Raw genomic sequence first — 20,716 nt, 5'->3', positions numbered from 1 at the left:
TTGGGTACGGGACTATGTGCGCTCTGATGGCACTCCGGTTAGGGGCCACTCGCGGTGGGCCCCGGGCGCCAGACGAGAGGTGACGATCTTCGCCGGGTTCGCGTTAGCCGTGGTGGCGTTAGGCAACGGCAACGCGACGGCGGGAAGCGGAGATACAGCTCCGCGGCCGCAGTCGACCGTGCAGTACCCGATCCGGTTCGACGACGCCCCGCCGCCCCGGATTCAGCAGCCGCGGCCCACGGTGTCCTACCCCGTCCGGTTCCCGCAGGCGGAGCAGAACCGGTGACGCGCCGGCAGCCGCCCATGCGGCGGCGTACGCGGCGCCCGAGCAAGCGGAAACAGCAGCGCGACGCTCAGCTGATCGCCTTCGCTGTGGTGGCTACGGCGGTCATCGGCCTGGTGGTGATGGTGGTCAACTGGCTGCTGGCTCACTGGTGGGTGCTCCTCGTCGCCCTGGTGCTCGCCGTGCTGGCGGGCGCCGGCTGGCTCTACAAGCGGCAGCAGCAGGCCCGCTGGGAGGCCGTCCGCGCGCAGGGCCTGCGCTACGGGCTGTCGGACCTGGACGTGCTGCATCACGCCAAGTTCGAGGAGGCGGTCCGGGACCTGATGCGCCGGGACGGTTGCCGGGACGCGCAGCGGGTCGGCGGGGGCGGTGACCTGGGCGCAGATGTGACGGCCACGGATCCGCTCGGGCGGCGCTGGGTGATCCAGTGCAAGCACCGCCGCCACGGCGCCCGCGGCTCTGCGGTGGGCACCCCGGATCTGCAGGTGCTCAACGGGACGGCCCGGCCGGTGCATGGGGCGGACGTCGCGGTGATCGTGACGAACGGCAGGGTGACCGCGCCGGCCGTGGACTTCGCCAAGCAGCAGCGGCTGCACGTGGTGGACCGCCAGACGCTGGCCGTCTGGGCGTCGGGCTCACGGCCGCTGTGGGAACTGCTGCGGGCTGTTCCACCTCCCAGGCGGCCAACGTCTCTGAGCTGAATCGGCGGCTTGTTGGCCTCGGGCCTGTGGCCGGTGGTTGCCGCTCGACCGCCGAGCCTGGGCCCACCAGCCGGTCATCAGCATCCGGCCGCCGACGAGCAGGGTGAGGTGAAAACGCTTGGGGTCATCCACTCTGCTCGTCCTGCCAGCCGTCCTCGTCGGTGTAGAGGACCGCGCGCAGGCCCACTTCGGCCGCTGCTTCCCGGATGTCGGTGATGGCCTGGCTGAGCGGCCGGCGCAGGGTCGGCGGGGTGGCGAGGAAGCAGTTCCGGCATCGGTCGAGCCAGCGCGGGCTGTGGGCCCGGTCGCGGACGACGCCGCTGGTGCGGGACGGCTGGCCGCAGCCGGGGCAGGGGTGAGGGAGGCCGGGTCGACGCCCAGCTTGCGGGCGGCCTCCTCGTGGTTCATGCCTACTCCAAGGGGGCGGGGTGGGCTGTGGTGCGCCGCGATCATAGAATCGAACGTATGGACGATCCAGGGGTGTCGCGACTCGCGCTGCTCCGTTTCCTGGAGCGCGTGCAGGAGCGCGACCTGGCCCGCACCCGCAGGTGGATTGCCGACGAGGAGGCCCGCGAGGCTGCGCGGCGCGTCGGCGAACAACGGCGCCCACCTGCGCCCGAGTGGCTGATCGAGCGAGGCCTGGACCGCACCAACATCGTCGCCGTACACGCAGGTGAGTGCTGGGACCCGGGCAAGCGGGTGAGGCCGGCGACCAGGGCTCAGGCGATCGAGGCACTGCGCCATCAGGTGCCGGCGTGCGCGAAGTGCAGGCCGGACACAGTGCTCGGCATCGAGGTCTAGGCGCTGCGCGGCCGGCGCCCGGAGGTTTTCTTGGCCGCGGCCCTCTTCGTGGTCTTCTTCGCCGCCGTCTTCTTGGCGGGCTGCTTCTTCGCCGTCTTCTTCGGCAGCTCGTGCACGTCGGCGTCCTCGCCGCGCGAGGCCCGCGCTTTCTGCACGGACTCGTTCAGGGCGGCCATCAGGTCGACTATCTGCCCCGGCTCCGACTCCGGCTCCTGAAGCTTCGGCGGCTCGCGGTGCTCCCGCTTGGCCTCGATGATCTGCGAGAGGGCCTCGGTGTAGGTGTCCTGGAACTCCTCACCCTCAAGATCTTCGCGGGTCATGGTGTCCATGAGCGCGAGCGCGCCGTCGATCTCCTCCTCACTCAGCTCGACCGGCGGCGGCAGCAGCTCCTCCGGCGACCTGATCTCATCCGGCCAGCGCATCGCGTGCAGAACGATCACGTCGTCCCGCACCCGCAGCAGGCCCAGCCTCTCCCGTCCGGACCAGGCGTACTTCGCGACGGCCACCTTGCTGCTCCTGGCCAGGGCCATGCGCAGCAGCTTGTACGGCTTCGCGGCGACCTGTCCATTCGGCGCCAGGTAGTAGCCCTCGCCGATCTTCAGAGGGTCGACGGACTCCAGCGGCACGAAAGCGACGATCTCGATCGCCTTCGCCGTCGGCAAGGGCAGGTCACGCAGCTCCTCGTCGCTGATCGGGATGACTTGTTCCTTGGTCAGCTGGTAGCCCTTGCCGATCTCGCCCTGGTCGACCTCACGGTCCTCGATCTCGCAGTACTTGCGCACCCGCACCCGGCCCATGTCCTGAAGGTGGTACTGGTGGAACCTGATCGAGTGGTCCTCGGTAGCGCTGGCCACGGAGATCGGCACGGTGACCAACCCGAAGCTGATCGCGCCGCTCCAGATGTTTCGGGGCATGACAGACCTCCGGAGCTACCCCGAGCAATACCAGGCTATGAGGGCAACTGCAGCCGCGCACGTGCAAGGGCGCCCAGCCGCGGCTCGTGGGTTAGTACACCGCACACGTTCGGTACCTGAGCTACCGCCCTGGGCGCCAGTGCACGCCTTGGTGCGGTGGGTGGGGGATGGTCAGCCGCAGTCGTTGCGGTTGATTTTCAGGGAGCGGGTCTGGTCGTTGAGGTTGTAGTCGCGCAGGTCGTGGATGGAGCCGCCGCTGCGGGTGACGCACACGTGCCTGCCGCTGTGGTTGCGCTTCTCGTACACGCGGGCGGTGCGGTCGGAGTTGTTGCGGATCGAGCTGCCGCGGTCACGGATCGCGGAGGGCAGGTCCTTCACGCTGCCGTCCACGGCACGCCGCACCCAGGGCTGGCCACCGAAGTTGATCTCTGGGTAGATGCACACGTAGCCGGAGGGGCAGTCGATTGCTGCCTTCACCGCGCTGGGGGTGCTGGAGGCGGAGGCCGGAACGGCCATCGGGGCGAGGGCCAGGGCGGCGATCGCCGCGGCACGCATCAGGTTTTGATCACGCACTACAACTACTGGCTACTGAGGGCCGGGACGGCATGGTGCGCCTGGTCGCCTCCAATCGAGACGACCTCTTAGACGCTGACGCAGCTGACCCGGGCAAGCCACTCCCGACAGCGCGAGGGCTTGTCTACGGCCGCCTTGGGTGAGTTGTCATGCCCTCCGGGTGGGGGGACCAACCCACCGCAAGTGGGTCAGGAGGTGGGGGTTACGGGTGCCGGTGCTGCGGCACGAGGCATCGTGTCCTGCACGGCCGGGGTACCCCACTCGGGTTTGCGGCGGTGGCTTGCCACAGCATGGTTGGGGCTTCGGGCTCATCCCAAGTCATGGATGATCGGCTTGCGTTGAACACCGGCGATGCGTCGAACGTGAAGGTGGGTATGGAAGCCCCCCACGGTGTCGATCCTGCGCTGGTGTCTTCACCCTCTGCATCGGTGCGATCACCCTCACCCGTGCCGTCTGCCCGTTTATCAAGGCTGGGCTGGTTGGACGCGCTGCGCGGCATCGCGGCACTCGTCGTAGTGTTTGACCACTCGTCATACGCCTTCATGGCCGAGTTCCGGCACGAGTTGATGCCTGAGTTCAACACCAGCCGGTACGGCATCATGGTGTTCTTTCTCGTGAGTGGCTACATCATTCCCGCCTCGCTTGAGCGGCGGGGATGCGTCCGGACATTCTGGATTGGGCGAATCTTTCGCATCTACCCGCTATGGGCTGCTGTCGTCACCGCGGTGCTTGCCGCCAACGCGCTGGGATTCGCCCAGATCCGTGACTTCGACGGGCAAAGCTTCGCCACGGTGGCCGCCGCCCATGTCACCTTGCTCCAGGAGTTGCTGGGAACGCCCAACCTCCTGCTTGTCCTATGGACCCTCTCGTACGAGATGGCCTTCTACCTCCTGGTGGTGGCGCTCTTCTCGCTGAGACGTCATCAGCGGTCGGCACCGGTCGCCGTGACCCTGGCGGCGCTGGCGGCTGTCAGCGTGACCGTGGCGAGTGCACTGCCTGTGTCCGCTCTCAGCGACGAGGTCGGAACCGGCCCGCTGGTAGCCGTCGCCGCGACCGCCATGGCGGTCGCTATCTGCTGTGCGAGCGGCACATCAGCCGCGCTACGGGTGACGGGTGGCGTGCTGGGTGGAGTGCTGGGGCTCGTGCTGGTCGCCTTCAACAGCACGGTTCCCATGTGGGAGGGGCTGGTGATCCTTGCCGTCATGTTCTTGGGCACCGCTGTGTACCGGGCCGAGAGCGGTCAGAGCACCTGGAGGTATGCAGCCTGCACCGCGATCATCGTCGTCGCCTGCGCGGTATGGGCGGCCTACAGCTACGGCGACGGGCCCCACTTCACGCGGCGCGCCTGGATCGCGTCGTTTCTCCTGGCCGTGTTCACGTTCGGAGTCGGTCTGGCGTGTCGCCGGCGCCAGATACCGCGCTGGCTGACGTGGCTCGGGACGATCAGCTACTCGGTCTACTTGGTGCATCCGGTCCTGCTGGCGGTCACCGACGGAACGATCGGCCGCTGGCAGGAGAACAAGCCCTGGCTCGAGTTGGCCTTCTACGCCGTGCTGCTGCCCTTGTGCGTACTGAGCTACCGGTACATCGAAGCGCCAGGGCAGGCGTTGGGGCGAAGGGTGGCACGGCGCGTTCGGCGGCCGTGACGCGAGTCCGTTCCAGCCGGGGCGAGACGTGCTCGGATAGGCGCTCCGCCGACGCCCGGCGTTCCGGCCTGGAGCACGGGAGGTTGCGGAGCGAAACGGTCCGGGACTTCTTCACATGAAGGAGCGGTCGCTACGAACGGTTGCCCAGCCCTGGTTGCCGGATCTGTCGCAGGCGACCTGTTGGGGATGCCGGCGCCCGAGCTGCTCAGGTGCAGGCGGCTCTTGCGGTTCGCGAGTGGGTAGTAGTTCAACCAGATCTGTCATGTGTAGCTCAAGAGTCGAGCGGTGTCCAAGTGCAGGAGGTCCCGGTCCAACGGACCGGGACCTCCTGATTGCACGTTACCTGTCGTGCAACTTACTCACGGGCAGACCGCGCGATCAGGCGACGCGGCGATATTCCACCGTGATCGTCAGAAGTTGAAGTCGTCTATCCAGCCCTGGTTGGCGGATCCGTCGCAGGGGAACTGGGCTACCTGTGCGCCGTCGGCGGTGCTGGCGCCTGAGACGCCCAGGCACAGGCCGCTCTTGCGGTTCTTGATCTGGTAGCCGTTACCGTCGGCGTAGATCCAACTGAGCTTCCAGTCCTGGTTGAGGTCGCCGGACGGAGTCGCCGTGATGGCCGCCGCGCCGGCTGCGGTACTGGCGCGGTCGATGCCGAGGTTCAACTTCGACTGCCAGTTCTCCCAGCCGTAGACGGTACCGCCCTCGGTCAGGACCGTTTCCCACAGTTGCAGATAGCTGCTGGTGCTGGACTTCTGGACGACCTTGGCACCGTTGGCGGAGCTCACCGCCGTCAGGTACTTCCCCGACTTGATGTTTTTGATCTTCTTGGTAGCGGTCACTCGTTTCGGCGCCGGGTCACTGTTCTGCGGCGAGGGGGTGTGAGCGATCGCAGGGCTGGCAGCAGCCAGAACCGCTCCCGCCAGCATGGCCGCGACGGTAGCGCTGACTCGTGTTGCGTGCATGACATTTCTCCTTGTGGTGGGTTTCAATGCAGTCGGACCGTTAGGCCGAGGGGGTCGGACCACGCCTGGTCAGGTGCGCAAGCCGCTCGATCACAGCACGTAGAGGTGCCAGCGCTGGTTGGCCGACCCATCACAGGTGAACTGGGCGGCCTGCGCGCCGTCGGCGGTACTCGCGCCTGAAATCCCCAGGCACAGATGGCTTTTGCGGTTCCGCAGTACAGCCACGTCCGAAACTCCAGAGACCGGGACGATCAGCCAGTCCTGGTTGACGTCCCCGGAGGGATTCCCGATGATGGCTGCCGCGCTGGCCGAGGTGCTGGCGCCGTCGACACCCAGGTTCTTGCGCGAGCGACCGTTTTCGAAGCTGAAGAAGTCACCGTCAGGGATCATGCTCCAGTACTGCGAGGACTTCTGGTCGTCGCCCGGCTGCTGGACGACTCTCGCCACGTTCGCCGTGCTGCTGCCCGTGGGCTGCAAGAACTTCCCGGACTTCGCGTTCCTGAGCCCGACGGTTGTGGCGGCCGCTCCCTGATCAGCGAAGGCCGACAGCGGCAGAGGGTTCGGGCTCCAGTCGATGCTCGGTGACTGTGCGGAAGCGATCGCCGGACTGGCCCCCGCCATCAACGCGCCGATCGCGACCGCCGCGACGGTGTTCCTGGCGCCCGATGTACCCATGAGACGTGCCCTTACGTTTTGTGTTGCCGGAATGACCTGGAGTACTCAACCAGAGAGAGAAAGTGAATCGCTAGATCGTTCGAAGAGATCGACTGAACGCGCTCTCTTGACGGATGGTGCGCGTCATGCTGCCCAACGACAGTCCAGGCCGATGTTGGCGAACATCAACGAGCGCCCTGCTCCGTCAGACGCGGTTGCCTGCGGCGTAGCAGTCGCCGGCGTGGCCCCTGGACGGACGGGCGTGCGGTGCTGATGCCGACTTGGACGATCCATTCGGGTCTGCGTGCCGAACCCGCCAACCGTGTTCGCCAGGGCCTGGTGCCGGGATTCTTGAATATCTTCCGGCTACTTAACGCAGTGACGTCGGGCGACATGCGTGAGCCTGAGCTAGTGCATCGCCCAACCCTGGTTGGCCGAGTCATCGCAGGGGAACTGGGCGGCGGCAGCGCCGTTGGCGGTGCTGCCGCCCGAGATGCCCAGGCACAGGCCGCTCTTGCGGTTCACCAGGGCGAAATACTCTCCGCCGTAGCCGTTCCAGTCTGCGAACCAGTCCTGGTTGAGGTCACCGGACGGGGCTGCCGTGATGGCCGCGGCGCCAGCAGAGGTGCTCGCACCGTTGATGCCGAGGTTCCGCCCCGCCCCCTGGTTCTCGAAGGTGTAGTAGTCGCCGAAGAGGTAGACCTCCCAGATCTGCAACCCCTGGCCACTGGTCGTGGGCTGCTGGACAACCCTTGCACCATTAGCGGTACTGACAGCCTGCAACACCTTCCCGGACTTAAGGTTCACGAGACGAGCCGTACTCACCGCTACCTTCTGGGACACCGGGTCACTGCTCGGAAACGACTCGGCGTGTGCGACAGCCGGACTGGCCGCTGCCAGCAGAGTCCCTACCAGCATCGTGGCGACGGCCGCCCTACGTGTAGTGCGCATGACATACTCCTGGTGGGTCCGTGGGTGAGTGCTCAGCGAGCCAGGCAAAGAGGTCTCGCCCAGTGCGGAAGCAGGTCAACGCGCCTGCCAGATGACGCGCGTTGAACCTGAATGATCGATCTAGTTTGCTGCGCAGCCTCAGCACTTGGGGGAGGGGGTAAGTGTCCTGCCGTGCGCTTCGGCTGCCCTCAATGGACCGGCCGACGTGAGGGGCGAGCACTCTTGGGGGGGTAAACCAGCAGGGACAGTGGGGCAGCAACAAGCCCTGGTTGGCCGAGTCGTCGCACGGGAGCTGGGCGGCCGCCGCGCCGTTGGCGGTGATGGCGCCTGCGCTGTCCAGGCCTGCCTGCTCAACGCCAACGGCCGTCACGACTGCAGGGCCAGAGCCCCTCACCTACGGCCGGGTGGGTGCACCCATCTCATGAGAGCCGTTCGGTCATGCCCCGACGAGGGTCCAGCCCTGGTTGGCGCTGCCGTCGCAGCGGAACTGGGCTGCCTGTGCGCCGTTGGCGGTGCTGGCGCCGGAAATGCCCAGGCACAGGCCGCTCTTGCGGTTCTTCATGGAGAAGGTACCCGGGGGGTAGGGGCCCGTGGCGAGGTACCAGTCCTGGTTGGCGTCGCCGGACCCATTCGCCTGAATGGCCACCGCACCGGCCGAGGTGCTGGCGCCGTCGATGCCGAGGTTCTTGCCCGAACCGGAGTTCTCGAAGCTGTAGTAATCGCCGTCCGGGACCGGGGTCCAGTACTGCGCGCTGCTGGCACCCCAGGGCTGCTGGACGATCTTCGCCCCGTTGGCCGTACTGCTCCCCGCCGGCTGCAGTACCTTCTTGGACTTGTAGTTCTGAATCCCCGCAGAGGCGGAGGCCTTGAGGATCGACATCGGCAGGGGCGTCGGGTCGCTCTGCTGCGACGACTGGGCGTGAGCGATCGCAGGGCTGGCTGCCGCCATCAGCGCCCCGGCCATAACCGCTGCGACGATGCTCCTGGTGTGTCTCTTACGCAAGTTGCTTTCCTTCACTTTGGGTTGCAAGGTCGTTGCCGGGAGTACTCAACCAGAGAGTGACAGGGAATCGCTAGATCGTTCGATCAGTTAGGCTGAAAGCACTTACTTGACAGGGGCATGTTCGCGTGACAGGAGGAACGCGAGTTCTGTCACCGCTTCTGCGATACCCGTGGGCTGGCAACAACGGGCGGCCTGCCGGTACCGACATCCGGGCCGACACGACCCTCACGCGTGAAACGGCGAGGTCCAGACCGCCTGTGGGCCGGGCCTCGCCGTCGTGCTGCTCAATCACCTCCGGGGTGCCGTCCCCCGGGCCCCGCTGTTTCAGATCGCCCCGTCCAAGACCGACAAGGAGCGGTCACGGCCGGTCAGGTCGATGACGGCCCAGTCGTAGAAGCGGTGTCCTTTCACACCGTTTCCGGCCGACAGCTTCTGCCAGGCCCGCTTCGGCAGCCGATTGACCAGATGGTCGGCCCGGAACTTGCCTGCTGGGGTGGGGACTTCTGCGGAGCAGGCCACCGCGAGGACGTAGCGATACCGCGTTCTGCCAGAGCAGGGCGCAGTTTCGGGTTGCCGCCGTAGACCTCATCCCCGGTGACCCAGCCCACGTGGTGTCCAGCGAGCACCGTCACCCTGACGAGCGGTAAGTCAGACGCCAAGGCCACCAGCAGTAGACGTTCCCCCGTAACCAGCACGTCCGCGAGCGATCACCAGTGGTCAGTCGAGGATGCGGAGCTCGATGTCGGGCTGGCAGTGGGGGCAGGCGGGCAGCCCGGAGGCCAGAAGCCGGCGGGCTTCATCGCGGTCGACGGGGCGGCGGTGGTTGCCTGCGGCGTGGCAGTTGTCGGCGTGAGCCTGGACGGGCGGGCGCCCGGTGCTGATGCCGAGCTGGACGATCCGCTCCGGCCTGGCGGGGCCGGACCTGGTCTGGGACGTCAGCCGCACCGGCGCCCGTGGCGGTGTCCGGTTCACCTGGGAGGAGGAGACCGGCTGGTCCTATGCCGCGCTCGGCCCCAGCGTCAGTGGCGTGTTGTTGAACGCTTCCACCGCACCCTGCTCGACGAATGGGCCTACCACCGGCCCTGCACCTCAGACGCCGAACGACAGGCAGCGTTCCCCGACTGGCTGGACTTGTACAACCACCACCGACCCCACACCGGCATCGGCGGCCACACCCCAGCCGCCGCGTCACCAACCTGTCCGATCAGCACATCTAGAGGGTGGGGCGAGTGTTCTGCGCTGCCATGCGGCGGCGCAGTGCGCGGCGCCGGACCGACAGTCCGGGTGAGGGGGCGAGGGTACGCGCGTCGTGGAGGCTGTCGCCGAAGGCGCTCAGTAGACGGTTGAGGCGGTTGGTGGGGGTCTCCGCGATCGCTGGCAGGGGGGGCGGGGAGGACTCGTGTGCTTCTTGCCAGTGCGGCCGGAAGAACGACGGCTCCCCGTCCAGAGCGCGGATGAGAGCACTGACCTCTTCCCAGCTTCCGGGCCTTTCACCGTGAAGGATCCGGCGGACGTCGTGGGCGCTGACGAGTTGTCCCGTAGCCACGGCGAGGCTGTGTGGGGAGGGGCAGGCTGCCCGTTGGTAGAGGGTGCGCAGCGCCGCGGCAAGTGTGGTGCCGGCGTCTGGTTCTTCGGGCGGCGAGGGCTGGCGGGAGCGGCGGGGGCGGATGCCGTGGCGGTCGCGTTCGTCCTGCCAGACCTTTAGTACGGCGTCGGTGTCGGCTCCGAGGACCAGGGCGATCTTCTCGGTGAGTTCCCAGGTGGGGAACTTCTCACCGCTGAGCACGCGGGAGAGGTAGCTCGCGGAGACCTGGACGCGCAAGCCCAGCTGGCGCAGCGGGATGCCGCTGGCGATCTGCAGCCGGGACAGGATGGGGGAGAGCTGGTTGGTGGCGCGCAGGGAGGGCTGGTCGGGCTGCTGGGCGGGAAGGGGTTCGTCGGCGTCTTCCGAGGCCGGGGCGGTGGCCGCCTGCGGTGGGGCGGGGGCGAGGTGGGGGGCGTAGTCGTCCAGGCGGCGCTGCACGAGACGCTCGTGGTAGGCGTGCCGGGCGGTTTCCGGGCTGATGCTGAGGATCCTTCCGAGGGACTCCCAGGGGATGCGGCGGCGGCGGGCCATCAGGACGACGCCGGCGGTGACCGCCTCCATACGCCGCTGCACTTTGACGGAGTGCTCCAGGATGTCGGCGGCCGATGCCCGGTGACTGTTCGACAGTAGCCGCAGCAGGTGGCGCAATTCCTCCTGCGTGTCCTGGGCGAGCTCGAGCAGCTGCAGTTGCTCGGGGGACTGCTCAGGCAGTGCCTTGGAGGCGGTGTCCGGGTCGGCGGAGTCGCCGCGCCGGCGTTGCCGCTCGCGGTAGGCGGCCTGGCGGCAAGCCCGTCCGCAGTAGTCGGCCGGCCTGCCGCGCTTGGCGCTGGGAGGGGGCATCGGGGTGCCGCAGTGAAAACACTGAGGTTCGGGGACGCCGGTGGGGATCATGAGCGAGGGTCCTCTTCGTGAACGGCATGGCCCTGGGGCGCATCCAAAGGGGTGATGGAATTGCGTCACACCGGCGGTCAGATACAACCGTTTCGTCGGGAACCAATCGCCGGTGGTGCGCCGGGGGAACGCGGGCGCGTTCCCCCGGCGGCTAGATCAGGCCATGCGGCGTTCGTGGACGAGGAAATTCCATACCAGGCGCCCGATTCCGGCGGCACACGCCGCCGCGAGGGACGCCAGAAGCGACTCGCCCGTGTAGGGGGAAGGGGTGGCGATGACAATCACTGGAAGCGCCGGCATTGCCACGAACGGAATGTGAACCATCCGTCCGTGACGTTGGCTATTTTCGTCACGGCTGTTAGTGTCGAAAGCGCGGAGCAGCCTCCGACGTGGGGGTTTGGGTCCGCCAGGGTTCGGGGACGACCTCATGAGATCTCCTTGGATCGTGCATTTCATGGATGGCGTGGGCTTCGTCCACGGGGCTGCAACCCCTCGGAGCCCACGCTCCCGTGACCCTAGCCTCACGGAAAGTGCGCTGCCAACTACAGAATCCCCAGGGCGTTTCGGTCCATCTGGTTGGCATATGTCGAAATTCAAACCGGGCGTATCGCGTAAAAAGGTGCGGTCGCACCATCTAAGGCCAATAGATTCTGCTGGAGATTCCCGTACCCGCCCGTAACAATCAGTCCTTCTGATATGGCGCCACCCGTGTGAGTCACGAACCCCGACAGCCGTCCGAAATACCGACACCAATTTCCCCGAACACACGCACGGCACTCGGTCCCATCGCTACCGTCGGTCCATGACCCGTGACGCCGCCGCGCCCGGAGCCGTCCGCGCGGCATGGGGTACCTGCCAGCTCCTGGACAACCAGACCCCTGCCGCAGAGCGCCACCGGGCCCAGCATGCGCATCGAGGCCGGCATCAGGTGGAAGCGTTCGACCTTGCCGTTGGTCTGAGGTCGCCAGGGCCGGGTCCACCGCGGGCTGATGCCCAGGTCGCGGCAGGTCTGACGCCAGGTGTTCTTGATGTAGGCCCAGGCGTTGTCGGTCAGTACCCGCTCGACGGTGACGCCGCGGGCGGCAAGTACTGCGCCGTTTTCGCGAGAGGCATCGCCCCCGTTGAACTTCTCGCACGGGCGGGAGGCGAAGACCTCCACTCCGTTGGCCTGACCCGCACAGAGGCAGCGCGCATCGAGGCCCTCGGCGAGGACATCGACGAGGACGACGTGCCTGAGGCGGACCTCATCTGCTGCAAGACAGCGGCGTATTCGGCAGTGACGGTCCCGTTCTTGGGGCCGGTGAACACGGCGATTGTTGCTGTCATGAGTGAGCAAATGGCTGTTGTGGTGTGACGGCCCACTCAACCGATCATGAACGGAGGCCCCGAATGGGCATAGTCGGAGATGGCCTGAGCTGGGCCGTACTGCATGTGTTCACCCGCCCCATCCCCAAGGCGGCCGGCGAGCGGATGCGCTACACCCGCTGAGGTACGCCGCGTGCCTGTGGCCGCCGGCGGGCGCTGCCTGCACGGGGCGCAAGGGGAGTAGCTCCTCTTTACTGCACACCGGGCGTGAGCTCGATGCGCACGCCCTCGCTCTCCCTGAGGATGAAGACGTGGTCGGTCCGCGCCTGCCAGCCGGTCGGTACGGCGTAATAACGCCCGGCGCGTTCCACGATGAGCCGCAGGCCCTCGTAGCGGTGGCGAAGGTGGACGCCCGCACCGAGATCCCGGTGGCGCAGGCCGGGCGCCCACGACGAGAGGCTGAGTGACTGGGCGCTGTGGACCACCAGACCGGTGCGCAGAGTTACGTTGCGCGCGTCGTTCCTGGCGTTCCTTTCGCCGAGTTGGCCGGAGACAAGGGTGACTGCCCAGAGCAGGAACACTCCGGCGGCCAGAAGCAGCGTAGCCGTCTCCCACGGGCTCCCAAGGCGGCGCAGGCCAGCCTGTCGTACCACTCCGAGCACCAGGCCGAAACCGACGAGGAGGGGCCCCACCCAGCGGTACGGCAGCAGTACCTGCCACTGCCACCACAGCACGAGCAGAAGCAAGCCGGCGGCCATGACGACCAGATAGTGGCGGGCCAGAGCCGACGCCCCCCGTCCGGCGCTGCGCATCAGGGCACCGTGGGATCCCTTTTGCGGCTGATGTCCGGCGACCGCCACGACGAAGAACAGCGCGGCGGCGCCCACAAGAACCGGAAAAGTCACCAAGTGCAGGCTGTGCAGAACGAATTCACCGAAGCCGAAGCCGAGCGCAAACGGGGAGAGGTGGAAGTAACCGTAGTACGCGCCTGTGTAGATCACCCCCACGTAGAACATCAGCGCGGCGATGAACGACGCTTGCGCGACCACGATGTTGATCAGCGCCGTCGGGGGCGTCCCGGCTGGCGGGTCTGTGCGTTCGAGCCCCGTTGAAGGACGGGGCCCCGGTTCGTTCACGTACCGTCCGGTGACGGAGGGCACGCCGGATCGCCGGGGCAGGCCGGAGGCGGAGTGTCTTGAGGCGGAGTGATGCCCGCGCCTCCGTCATCCGACGGACCCGTATTCGACGGCACGGGGTCGGGCGGAGGGATCGACTCGCCACTGTAGGAAGAAGAACTGCCGGAAGGCGACGGCGAGGGTGACGGCGACGTCGGTGACGGCGAGGGCGACGGCGACGTCCGGGTTGGCCGCGAAGGAGTGGGGCTCTCCTCAATGTCCTCTGCCCCTCCTCCCGAACCGCACGCGGCGACGAGCCCGAGTACCGCCGCAAACACACTTACGCGGGCCATCAAGCCAGGGCTGTACCGCATGCCGTCTCCCCGCAGTGCTTCACCGTGTTCTGCCCATGCAGTCAGCAGGCGACCATAGTCCCCGATCTGTCCATCGCCAGAGGAGCCTGACGCAGGCAGTGGCCTGTACCACCCGATCGGAGCAAAATCGAGCTGCGACTGTCCGCTTGAGCGACAGGGCGTCGATGATCCCGGTCTTCCTGATGCCGAGGTGGTCGACGACCTCGGCCAGGGTGCGCAGCCGCACCCCCGGGTTGACGGTGCAGCCGCGCTCGGCAAGCAGGTGCCGCACCTCGCCGACGGCACGGGTGATGGTGGAGCGGTCCACGCCGAACCAGCAGGCGAGCACGTCGTGTCGTCGCGTGTCGAAGGTGCACGAGGGTGGCCAGGAGCCGGTCGACGCTAGCACCTCGCCGCGCTGAGCCGGCGTGCGCACCGGGCCGTCGACGGCAGTGCATCGAGTGCGCAGGATGCTCTCGGTGAGCAGGCCGAGGCCGGCGCGTCGCGTGCGCACCGCGAGGTGTCGACAGTCATGCAATTCCCCACCTCACGTACTTTCGGCGTCAGATAATTCCCCACCCCCGCGGTCATGCTTCCCCATGGGGACGTCGGTTCGCGAACGGCAGCTCGAGCCGCCATGGAGCCGGTCTAGCCGTGCACCCAGATCCCCAACGGACCGACCCGCTCGAAGCCATGGCGCACGGCGGTCGCCAGCTGGCCCGCTGACGGCCTGGTCGGCCGAGTCGTTCAGAACGGCAGGTTTCCCAGGACGCAGAGCACAAAGCCCGTCGCCGGAATCGTGGACGCCGAGGCGAGGAGCAGGGTGCGGACGACGAAGCCGACGGTGAGAGGGCGGCTGGCGCGGGTGGGGTGCTCGGGATCGTAGCTGAGCTCCACCTGCTCGCTGTATGCCTGGTCGGAGAGGCCCCAGACGGTGACGACCGACGGGATGTCCCGCATCCGCTGCCCGTCGATAGTGGTGAACGTCATCCGGGAGAAGACCCAGAGGTGTCCGCCCTTGTCCCAGATATGCACGTAGCCGGTCACCTTGCCGACCACGCCGACCCCGCGTTCAGATCGACCAGCGAACGACCGTTACGCTCGGCATGCCCGACCTCAGCCGCATCACCGGACGCACCGTCACAAGTAACAGACAAGGAGATCAGTGACGTCGGGACTCACTCCGAAGGTGATCAAGCGTCCCAGATGTCGCACCAAGCATCGATCGCGCTTCTGGACGCATCAGCCCACGCGTCTGCCGTTCCGCGGGTATGCGGAAGCGCATCGACCCACCGTTCCCAAAGACCGTCCCGGACAACGAACCGCTCGGCATGGCTCGTGCCCAACCGAGAGTCCAGTCGCAGCAAAGCCCCCAGGGCGGGGCCTTGGTCATACCGGCACTCCAAGCGAGGAAGGTACCGATCCAAGTAGGACACCAAGATCTCCGCATCGGTCTGACCACCGAACCGGGCCAGTGCAAAGCAGTAACCCTGACCTGCATACGTCAGCTCGCTGGCCAGCAGCAGTTCTCCAACGCGCTCCCGCCACTCAAACCGTCGAGCCACCACCCCCTTGACGTTGATCAGCAGGCGGGCGGATCGTGGCCGTTACGTCGCGCTCCACCCCGAAAGGGGACCCGCATGTCACAGTCCTCCGCCTGGCGTTACGTCGTGCGCCCCGATGGCTCCTTCTTCCGCACCTTCAACGCTGACGGCGACCTCGATGACGTCAGCGACGAAGAACTCCTCCGCCTGAGGCCCACATCCGGCCGAGACGCACGGCCGCTGCAGCCATGCTCCCGCTGCCAAGGCGACCTTCTCCTGCAGTGGAACGGCCCGTGGGGGACCGGCGTGTGGATGGAGCTCTGCCCGGCCTGCGACGCCGACCGCCCCGCCGCCAGCGCCTTCATCCGCTGGCACCGCGACCCCGACCGTGACCCGAAGGCGCTGCCCAAGCTGTTCGAGGACTGGGAGACCGAGACCATGCACGCCCACGGCTGGGCTCGCGCGGAACAGCCCGAGGCACCCGCTTGCCCGCCGGCCCCGCCGGGTCTCACCCCGCGCGGGCGAGGCTGACTACCCAGGCGATCGACGAAGCCTTAGAGGTCGCGCGGATAGGCGGGAGTTCTGTCCGACAGCGCTGGCTCGGCCGGGCGCGACGGGGGACAGGGGCTGGGTGTGGTGCGGGGGTGGCTGATAGGTGTGCGGTGGAGAGATGTCCAAGGATCACTTGCCGTCGGCTCCGGTAGCATCGGCGACATGTCTGGTGCTTCGTGCGCGGCTTGTGCCGCGGTGACGAGGACGCTCCGCTAGCGGCGGGGCGTTCCTCTCACTTCTGTTGAACGTTCCGTCGCTCCGTGGTTGAACCGGAGCGGCACGTTCGTGCTGCTCGGAACTTCTTCTGGGCAACGGAGCACTCGGTGTTTTCAGGCATTCTCTCTTCGCGCCGGGACGAGTCGTCCCCGGTGCGTGCGTGGCTGGTGCTGTGCTGCATGGCCATGCTGCAGTTCTTCATCGCGGTGGACGTGACTGTGGTCAACGTCGCCTTGCCCTCGATCGGCGCCGACTTCGGGGTCGACGGGCACGCCCTGACCTGGGTCGTGGTCGGGTACACGATCACCGGCGGCGGGCTGCTGATGCTCGGCGGCCGACTGGGCGACGTGCTCGGCAGGCGCCGCATCCTCCTGCTCGGCACCACGCTCTTCGGTGCCGCGTCCTTGCTGGCCGGGCTCGCGCCATCCTTCGCCGTGCTGGTGACAGCCCGGTTGCTGCAGGGTGCCGGAGAAGCGATCGCGCTTCCGGCGGCGATGGCAGTGATCGTGCTCATGTTCCCCGAGGGGCCGCGCAGGTCGCGGGCACTGAGCGTGTGGGCGGCCGTCGCGAGCTGTGGCCTCGTCCTTGGGTTCGTGGTCTCTGGAATCATCACCGAGCTGCTCGGCTGGCGGTGGATCTTCCTGGTGTCCGTGCCGTTCATCCTGGTCGTGCTCGCTGCTGCGGCCATTCTCGTGCCGAGCGAACGGCCCACCGGGCCCGCGCCGCTGGACCTTCCCGGTTCGCTCCTGCTGGTCGCGGCTCCGCTGCTGTTCACCCTCGGCGTCATCGAGGCAGGACAGGCGGACAGCACGCTGCCATGGCTGCCGCCGGCGGCGCTGGTCGGCGCGGTGGCAGTCGGAGCCCTGTTCGTCAGGGTCGAGCGCCGTTCACGGAACCCGCTCGTGCCGCTGCGGTTCTTCCGCAACCGGCCGCGCGTCCTGGCCAACCTCGCCACCGCTCTGCTGAGCGCGGCACTGTCCACCTCGTTCCTGCTGTTCACCTACTACCTGCAGGACCGGTGGGGCGCTGGCCCGCTCCGCGCCGGTCTGATGATGCTGCCTCTGGCGGTGTCCCTGATCGCGGCCTCGGTGCTGGTTCCCCGGCTGCTCGGAGGGTGGGGTGCCCGGGCCTGTGTCCTGGCCGGGATCGGCTTCACCGTGCTGGCGATGACCGCCATCGCCCTGGTCTCCTCCCTGGGAGCCACCGGCCCGGCGATGATTCCGGCCATGGTGCTCATCGCGGCCGGGATGGGGTTCGGGATCGTCGGGCTGCAGTACGTCGCGGTGACCGGCGTGACCGAGAAAGACGCCGGCATCGCCTCCGGCGTCCAGCGAGCCGCCGACCAGCTGGGCGGTTCCACCGGTGTCACGCTCTACGTCGGCATCGGGTTCGCTCCCGCCCTGGACGGCACCGACCCGTTCCTGGCCAGTAGCTTCCTGGCCGTCGCCGGGCTCGCCGCGGCCGGGTGCGTCGCCTGGCGAATCTCCCTGCCCGCCGCGGTGACGGAGGAAACGCTCGGGTGATCTCGGGCAGGGCTGCGCCCGTCCGGCGGCCCGGCCGGGCGCAGCCCTGGAAACAACAGGTCCACGATCACCACTGGCCAAGCAGAACGATGGTGCCCTGACCGTCTTCCTCAACCTGCCCGACCACGCGGCCGCCGTCCCCGAGGACGCCGTCAAGCACGCCGTGGAGGACCTGGATGTCGACCGCATCGACGGGTTCGGCCCCATTCCCCAGCCCAACGCCGACCTCGCCCACCAACTCGAAGACCTCGTCACCACCGACCACTGACGCCTGCTTGTTGAGGACCTACCGCGAAACCAGCGGGGCCGGCATCGCGACCAGGGTGGCCGCGTCCCGCCGCCGGGCGGGTTTCCGGGTCAGGCGGCGGGTCATCAGCGCGCGTCAGCTGTCTGATGTGGTCGGGGCGGGCAGTGAGTCGCCCAGATCGTCGCTGCCGCCTGCAGCTTGGCCCGAGCTTTCCGCTGCAGACGGTGAGATGCTCGAAGAAGACATCACCTGCCGCTGAGCAGGAGGACATGATGAGGGTGCTCAAGTCTAAGAAGACGGAGAGCGACAAGTTGGCCGAGCAGATGGCTGACGGAAGGGCCAAGGCCCAGAAGCTCACCGAGAAGTCCGCTGCCAAGGCTGACAAAATCGCCAAGAAGACCGCGATCAAGGACGCAACCGAGCGCGAGCGCGCCGCCGCGAAGGCCCGTCGGCATGAGGCCATGAACGCCGTCTTCGGCTCCAAGGTCACGGACGGGAGCCTGAGTCCCGACCGTTTCGAGGTCTCGGTCACCGAAAACCTCACCGGCAGCGGCGGTCGCTTCGGCGGCTACGGTCAGAAGAAGGCCGCATTCCCGACAATGTCTGCGTACCGGGTCGTCGTCACCGACACCGAGACCGGCGTTCCCCAGAAGGTCGCGTACGCACCGACCTACAAGTCAGCGCACCGGATCGGACGCCTTTGGATCGACCAGATCGTGACAGGGAAGCGTCGTCTGAAGGGCTGACGCAAGGTGCTGATCGGCACCTTCGCGGTCAATGACCCCGGCTTCGACGCTGTACTGGTGACCGCTGCGGGGTGCTGGGGTCGTGGTCGGCGAGGACCTGGCCCATAGCCTTGACACCGACCCGGACGCGCCCGTGCACACCGCAGCTCCGGGCGGGCAGGACCGCCTGGGGGACCGCGCCCACCGCTCACCTTCTGCAGTACCCATCCCGAAGGTCGGCGTTCCCCGAGGACCTCCCGGACCGCCGACTGCGGCGACCGCTCCAACCTCTCGGTGACGACCTGGTCGTAGTTGACGCCGCCGATCCGCCGCAAGGACGCATCCGGCTTCGTCGTACTCCCACGTCGTTGGGTCGTCGAACGCAGTCTTGCGTGGATGATGCACGCCCGCCGGCATGCACGGGACTATGAACGGCTCGTCCAGCACTCCGAAACTTTGATCACCTGGGCCGCCATCACCCTCATGACCAGGCGCCTGGCGCGCAAAGGCGCCACCCCCAGCTGGCCGAGGAAACCGGCGTCTGCCGGGGGCTGACCGCCCTACGTTCCTAGGGGTATCGCCGAGGTGAGCCCAAGAGGGGACTGGGGCGAGGTGGTGCGCGACGTTCATCTGCGGCACCAGCGAGCGTCGCGCCGAGCTCACCGCGACGACGCGCCCGCTCACCGGGTGCTGGGGCCGCCGGCGCACAGTGCGTGGTCGATCAGGGCGCTAGCCGCGTTCTCCTGCTCCAGTATGTGGTCTTTGGTGTCGCCGCGGGCCTCGGACATGGAGACCACAGCGCTTCGACGCCCGTCATCGGTGACGCCGTTGAGGGTGATGTAGCCGCCGTCCCCTCCCTCGTGGCTCCAGTAGGTTCCTCCACAGTTCAGGGGGCGTTCGACCAGGCCGAGTCCGTACCGGCCGTCGGGCCACAGCTCTTGGACCGCCGCGCTCACCTCGACGGTCTGCTTCATCTTGGCCAACTGCTGTGCCGGTAGCAGGCGGCCGCCGAGCAGCGCGCGGAGGAAGCGGTTCTCATCCCGAGTGGTCGTGACCCACGAAAGGTTCGCGTAGTCCACCGGTATCTGATCGGTGACGTCCACCCGGGAACCGGGGCCGAAGAATTGGTAGGCCTGGGCGTGGGGCCGGGGCAGGGTGGACGAGGTGCCCATCCACCGGGTCTGGTCGAGGCCCAGCGGACGCAGGATGCGGTTCTCTATCTCTTGGTGGGCCGGTCGACCGGTGGCCTTCTGGATGATCATGTCGAGCAGGACGTAGCCGGTGTTGGAGTACGCCCAACCCTCACCGGGCTCGAATTCCTCCGGCTCGTGGGCCATGGCGAGGTCGACCAGTTGCTTGGGTTCGTAGACGTTGTGGCGCTGCTGGTAGTACTCCTCCGGCGTGGTATATCCCGGCAGGTTGTCGCGGATGCCGCTGGTGTGCTGGAGGAGTTGGCGGATGATGATTCGAGTGCCGTCGTTGCCGTTACCCTGCACCACTCCTGGCAGCCAGTGGTCGACCGTGTCGTCCAGGGACAGCTTGCTCTCGGCCTCCAGTTGGAGGACCACGGTGGCGACCAGCGTCTTGGACGTGCTGGCCATGCGGAAGTAGCCGCTGGAAGAGACCGGACGACCGGTGGTCAGGTCGGCGGTGCCGCTGGTGGCGACCGACTGCCGACCGTCAGGCCCAATGACGCGGGCCTGCACACCGCTGACACCGAGGGCGTGGATCGTTGCGGCATCCTGGCGTAACTGCTCCACGAGGGAGGGACCGGCAGGCTGGGCGACGGCCGTGCCCGCCTCTGCGGCGAGCAGCGTAGCGACACCGATTGCCATGGCGAGGTGCTTTCGCAGAGTCGAGGTCATGGCCGAACGCTAGTTTCGCCCCAACGGGGGCGCGATCCGGCGCACCCCAAGATCAGAACGGGGGATAACCCCCGGTGCGGGCCGTCACCAGTCTGACGCTGACCTGCCGGGCGCCGTGTGACGGTTCGTAACCCAACCGGCACCGCCAGGGCACCCGGACGAGCCCCCACCAGGCCCGTTACGAACCATGGGATGAGAAACACGCACTGAGCTTGTCGTTTAACCTCGGCTCTCGATGAGACGGGCGAGTGATTCTGTGGGCCAGCAGAGCCACTGCAGAACTGGGTTGGTGACCACGAAGTAG

At 67.5% G+C, this 20,716-nt stretch carries 20 protein-coding genes and 4 pseudogenes; 8 read left to right on the top strand and 16 right to left on the bottom strand.

Annotated elements, in window-relative coordinates:
• The first annotated feature begins 303 nt into the window (after positions 1 to 303).
• A complete protein-coding gene (locus tag AC07F0_RS36770; RefSeq protein ID WP_478984449.1) occupies positions 304 to 984 on the top strand; it encodes a restriction endonuclease in 681 nt (226 codons plus the stop codon).
• Between the two features lie 465 nt (positions 985 to 1,449).
• Complete coding sequence (locus AC07F0_RS36765) at positions 1,450 to 1,785, top strand: DUF6233 domain-containing protein (RefSeq protein ID WP_478984351.1); 336 nt, start codon at positions 1,450 to 1,452, stop codon at positions 1,783 to 1,785.
• On the opposite strand, the gene ku is transcribed toward AC07F0_RS36765, so the two are convergent.
• Positions 1,782 to 2,699: a non-homologous end joining protein Ku gene (gene ku, locus AC07F0_RS36760; RefSeq protein ID WP_478984350.1), complete on the bottom strand. Its 918-nt coding sequence runs from the start codon at positions 2,697 to 2,699 to the stop codon at positions 1,782 to 1,784. The genes AC07F0_RS36765 and ku overlap by 4 nt on opposite strands.
• Before the next feature lie 171 nt (positions 2,700 to 2,870).
• A complete protein-coding gene (locus AC07F0_RS36755; RefSeq protein WP_478984348.1) occupies positions 2,871 to 3,254 on the bottom strand; it encodes a peptidase inhibitor family I36 protein in 384 nt (127 codons plus the stop codon).
• A gap of 338 nt (positions 3,255 to 3,592) precedes the next feature.
• On the opposite strand from AC07F0_RS36755, the gene AC07F0_RS36750 reads away from it, so the two are divergent.
• The gene (locus AC07F0_RS36750; RefSeq protein ID WP_478984346.1) at positions 3,593 to 4,918 is read left to right on the top strand and encodes an acyltransferase family protein; all 1,326 of its coding nucleotides are present in this window, start codon (positions 3,593 to 3,595) and stop codon (positions 4,916 to 4,918) included.
• Positions 4,919 to 5,328: 410 nt separating this feature from the next.
• On the opposite strand, the gene AC07F0_RS36745 is transcribed toward AC07F0_RS36750, so the two are convergent.
• The 6 genes and pseudogenes from AC07F0_RS36745 to AC07F0_RS36720 all read right to left on the bottom strand — a co-directional run bounded on the left by AC07F0_RS36745 (position 5,329) and on the right by AC07F0_RS36720 (position 9,463).
• Complete coding sequence (locus AC07F0_RS36745; RefSeq protein ID WP_478984345.1) at positions 5,329 to 5,883, bottom strand: RICIN domain-containing protein; 555 nt, start codon at positions 5,881 to 5,883, stop codon at positions 5,329 to 5,331.
• A gap of 90 nt (positions 5,884 to 5,973) precedes the next feature.
• Entirely contained in the window at positions 5,974 to 6,558 is a 585-nt protein-coding gene (locus AC07F0_RS36740) for an RICIN domain-containing protein (protein WP_478984343.1), read from the bottom strand.
• A 387-nt stretch (positions 6,559 to 6,945) separates the two neighbouring features.
• Positions 6,946 to 7,455: an RICIN domain-containing protein gene (locus tag AC07F0_RS36735; RefSeq protein WP_478984446.1), complete on the bottom strand. Its 510-nt coding sequence runs from the start codon at positions 7,453 to 7,455 to the stop codon at positions 6,946 to 6,948.
• A 469-nt stretch (positions 7,456 to 7,924) separates the two neighbouring features.
• Complete coding sequence (locus AC07F0_RS36730; RefSeq protein WP_478984341.1) at positions 7,925 to 8,491, bottom strand: RICIN domain-containing protein; 567 nt, start codon at positions 8,489 to 8,491, stop codon at positions 7,925 to 7,927.
• A 366-nt stretch (positions 8,492 to 8,857) separates the two neighbouring features.
• Positions 8,858 to 9,111: pseudogene (locus AC07F0_RS36725) on the bottom strand (IS701 family transposase); the annotation flags it as partial.
• 97 nt (positions 9,112 to 9,208) lie between these two features.
• Positions 9,209 to 9,463 carry a DUF6233 domain-containing protein gene (locus AC07F0_RS36720; protein WP_478984340.1) on the bottom strand — a complete coding sequence of 85 codons (255 nt, stop codon included), beginning with the start codon at positions 9,461 to 9,463 and terminating at the stop codon, positions 9,209 to 9,211.
• A gap of 36 nt (positions 9,464 to 9,499) precedes the next feature.
• On the opposite strand from AC07F0_RS36720, the pseudogene AC07F0_RS36715 reads away from it, so the two are divergent.
• Positions 9,500 to 9,708, top strand: a pseudogene (locus AC07F0_RS36715) (integrase core domain-containing protein); the annotation flags it as partial.
• Here the strand turns inward: AC07F0_RS36715 and AC07F0_RS36710 are convergent.
• The 6 genes and pseudogenes from AC07F0_RS36710 to AC07F0_RS36685 all read right to left on the bottom strand — a co-directional run bounded on the left by AC07F0_RS36710 (position 9,705) and on the right by AC07F0_RS36685 (position 15,305).
• Positions 9,705 to 10,916, bottom strand: coding sequence for a helix-turn-helix domain-containing protein (locus AC07F0_RS36710; RefSeq protein ID WP_478984338.1), 1,212 nt, complete (start codon positions 10,914 to 10,916; stop codon positions 9,705 to 9,707). The pseudogene AC07F0_RS36715 and the gene AC07F0_RS36710 sit on opposite strands and share 4 nt — an antisense overlap.
• A gap of 979 nt (positions 10,917 to 11,895) precedes the next feature.
• Positions 11,896 to 12,051: pseudogene (locus tag AC07F0_RS36705) on the bottom strand (IS481 family transposase); the annotation flags it as partial.
• 472 nt (positions 12,052 to 12,523) lie between these two features.
• Positions 12,524 to 13,408 (bottom strand): hypothetical protein, encoded by an 885-nt coding sequence (locus AC07F0_RS36700; RefSeq protein WP_478984336.1) that lies wholly within the window; start codon positions 13,406 to 13,408, stop codon positions 12,524 to 12,526.
• Between the two features lie 372 nt (positions 13,409 to 13,780).
• Positions 13,781 to 14,254, bottom strand: a complete 474-nt coding sequence (locus tag AC07F0_RS36695; protein WP_478984335.1) for a transposase family protein — start codon at positions 14,252 to 14,254, stop codon at positions 13,781 to 13,783.
• 233 nt (positions 14,255 to 14,487) lie between these two features.
• Complete coding sequence (locus tag AC07F0_RS36690) at positions 14,488 to 14,799, bottom strand: hypothetical protein (protein ID WP_478984334.1); 312 nt, start codon at positions 14,797 to 14,799, stop codon at positions 14,488 to 14,490.
• 134 nt (positions 14,800 to 14,933) lie between these two features.
• Positions 14,934 to 15,305, bottom strand: a complete 372-nt coding sequence (locus AC07F0_RS36685) for a DUF6000 family protein (RefSeq protein ID WP_478984444.1) — start codon at positions 15,303 to 15,305, stop codon at positions 14,934 to 14,936.
• A 75-nt stretch (positions 15,306 to 15,380) separates the two neighbouring features.
• Here AC07F0_RS36685 and AC07F0_RS36680 point away from each other — a divergent pair, with 75 nt between their 5' ends.
• A complete protein-coding gene (locus tag AC07F0_RS36680) occupies positions 15,381 to 15,815 on the top strand; it encodes a DUF6300 family protein (protein ID WP_478984332.1) in 435 nt (144 codons plus the stop codon).
• A 416-nt stretch (positions 15,816 to 16,231) separates the two neighbouring features.
• The gene (locus tag AC07F0_RS36675) at positions 16,232 to 17,575 is read left to right on the top strand and encodes an MFS transporter (protein ID WP_478984442.1); all 1,344 of its coding nucleotides are present in this window, start codon (positions 16,232 to 16,234) and stop codon (positions 17,573 to 17,575) included.
• Between the two features lie 67 nt (positions 17,576 to 17,642).
• Here AC07F0_RS36675 and AC07F0_RS36670 read toward each other — a convergent pair whose 3' ends face one another.
• Positions 17,643 to 17,840 carry a hypothetical protein gene (locus tag AC07F0_RS36670; RefSeq protein WP_478984331.1) on the bottom strand — a complete coding sequence of 66 codons (198 nt, stop codon included), beginning with the start codon at positions 17,838 to 17,840 and terminating at the stop codon, positions 17,643 to 17,645.
• 254 nt (positions 17,841 to 18,094) lie between these two features.
• Between AC07F0_RS36670 and AC07F0_RS36665 the strand changes: the two genes are divergently transcribed.
• Together AC07F0_RS36665 and AC07F0_RS36660 are read left to right on the top strand one after the other, a co-directional pair.
• Positions 18,095 to 18,568, top strand: coding sequence for a hypothetical protein (locus tag AC07F0_RS36665; RefSeq protein ID WP_478984330.1), 474 nt, complete (start codon positions 18,095 to 18,097; stop codon positions 18,566 to 18,568).
• Positions 18,569 to 18,874: 306 nt separating this feature from the next.
• Positions 18,875 to 19,102 (top strand): annotated as a pseudogene (locus AC07F0_RS36660) (IS5-like element IS4811 family transposase); the annotation flags it as partial.
• Positions 19,103 to 19,227: 125 nt separating this feature from the next.
• Here AC07F0_RS36660 and AC07F0_RS36655 read toward each other — a convergent pair.
• A complete protein-coding gene (locus AC07F0_RS36655) occupies positions 19,228 to 20,412 on the bottom strand; it encodes a serine hydrolase domain-containing protein (RefSeq protein ID WP_478984328.1) in 1,185 nt (394 codons plus the stop codon).
• Between the last annotated feature and the right edge of the window lie 304 nt (positions 20,413 to 20,716).

The sequence above is a fragment of the Streptomyces sp. NPDC045955 genome (assembly GCF_056430805.1).
Note: the sequence above shows the minus strand (reverse complement) of the source record. Positions and strands in the feature narration are given on the sequence as shown.

Excerpts from the sequence above, each read along its gene's own strand:
- AC07F0_RS36675 (WP_478984442.1), top strand. The coding sequence starts at position 16,232 with ATGGCCATGCTGCAGTTCTTCATCGCGGTGGACGTGACTGTGGTCAAC.
- AC07F0_RS36745 (WP_478984345.1), bottom strand. The coding sequence starts at position 5,883 with ATGCACGCAACACGAGTCAGCGCTACCGTCGCGGCCATGCTGGCGGGA.
- AC07F0_RS36770 (WP_478984449.1), top strand. The coding sequence starts at position 304 with ATGCGGCGGCGTACGCGGCGCCCGAGCAAGCGGAAACAGCAGCGCGAC.
- ku (WP_478984350.1), bottom strand. The coding sequence starts at position 2,699 with ATGCCCCGAAACATCTGGAGCGGCGCGATCAGCTTCGGGTTGGTCACC.
- AC07F0_RS36680 (WP_478984332.1), top strand. The coding sequence starts at position 15,381 with ATGTCACAGTCCTCCGCCTGGCGTTACGTCGTGCGCCCCGATGGCTCC.
- AC07F0_RS36735 (WP_478984446.1), bottom strand. The coding sequence starts at position 7,455 with ATGCTGGTAGGGACTCTGCTGGCAGCGGCCAGTCCGGCTGTCGCACAC.
- AC07F0_RS36755 (WP_478984348.1), bottom strand. The coding sequence starts at position 3,254 with ATGCGTGCCGCGGCGATCGCCGCCCTGGCCCTCGCCCCGATGGCCGTT.
- AC07F0_RS36655 (WP_478984328.1), bottom strand. The coding sequence starts at position 20,412 with ATGACCTCGACTCTGCGAAAGCACCTCGCCATGGCAATCGGTGTCGCT.
- AC07F0_RS36740 (WP_478984343.1), bottom strand. The coding sequence starts at position 6,558 with ATGGGTACATCGGGCGCCAGGAACACCGTCGCGGCGGTCGCGATCGGC.
- AC07F0_RS36750 (WP_478984346.1), top strand. The coding sequence starts at position 3,593 with ATGGATGATCGGCTTGCGTTGAACACCGGCGATGCGTCGAACGTGAAG.
- AC07F0_RS36710 (WP_478984338.1), bottom strand. The coding sequence starts at position 10,916 with ATGCCCCCTCCCAGCGCCAAGCGCGGCAGGCCGGCCGACTACTGCGGA.
- AC07F0_RS36765 (WP_478984351.1), top strand. The coding sequence starts at position 1,450 with ATGGACGATCCAGGGGTGTCGCGACTCGCGCTGCTCCGTTTCCTGGAG.
- AC07F0_RS36665 (WP_478984330.1), top strand. The coding sequence starts at position 18,095 with ATGAGGGTGCTCAAGTCTAAGAAGACGGAGAGCGACAAGTTGGCCGAG.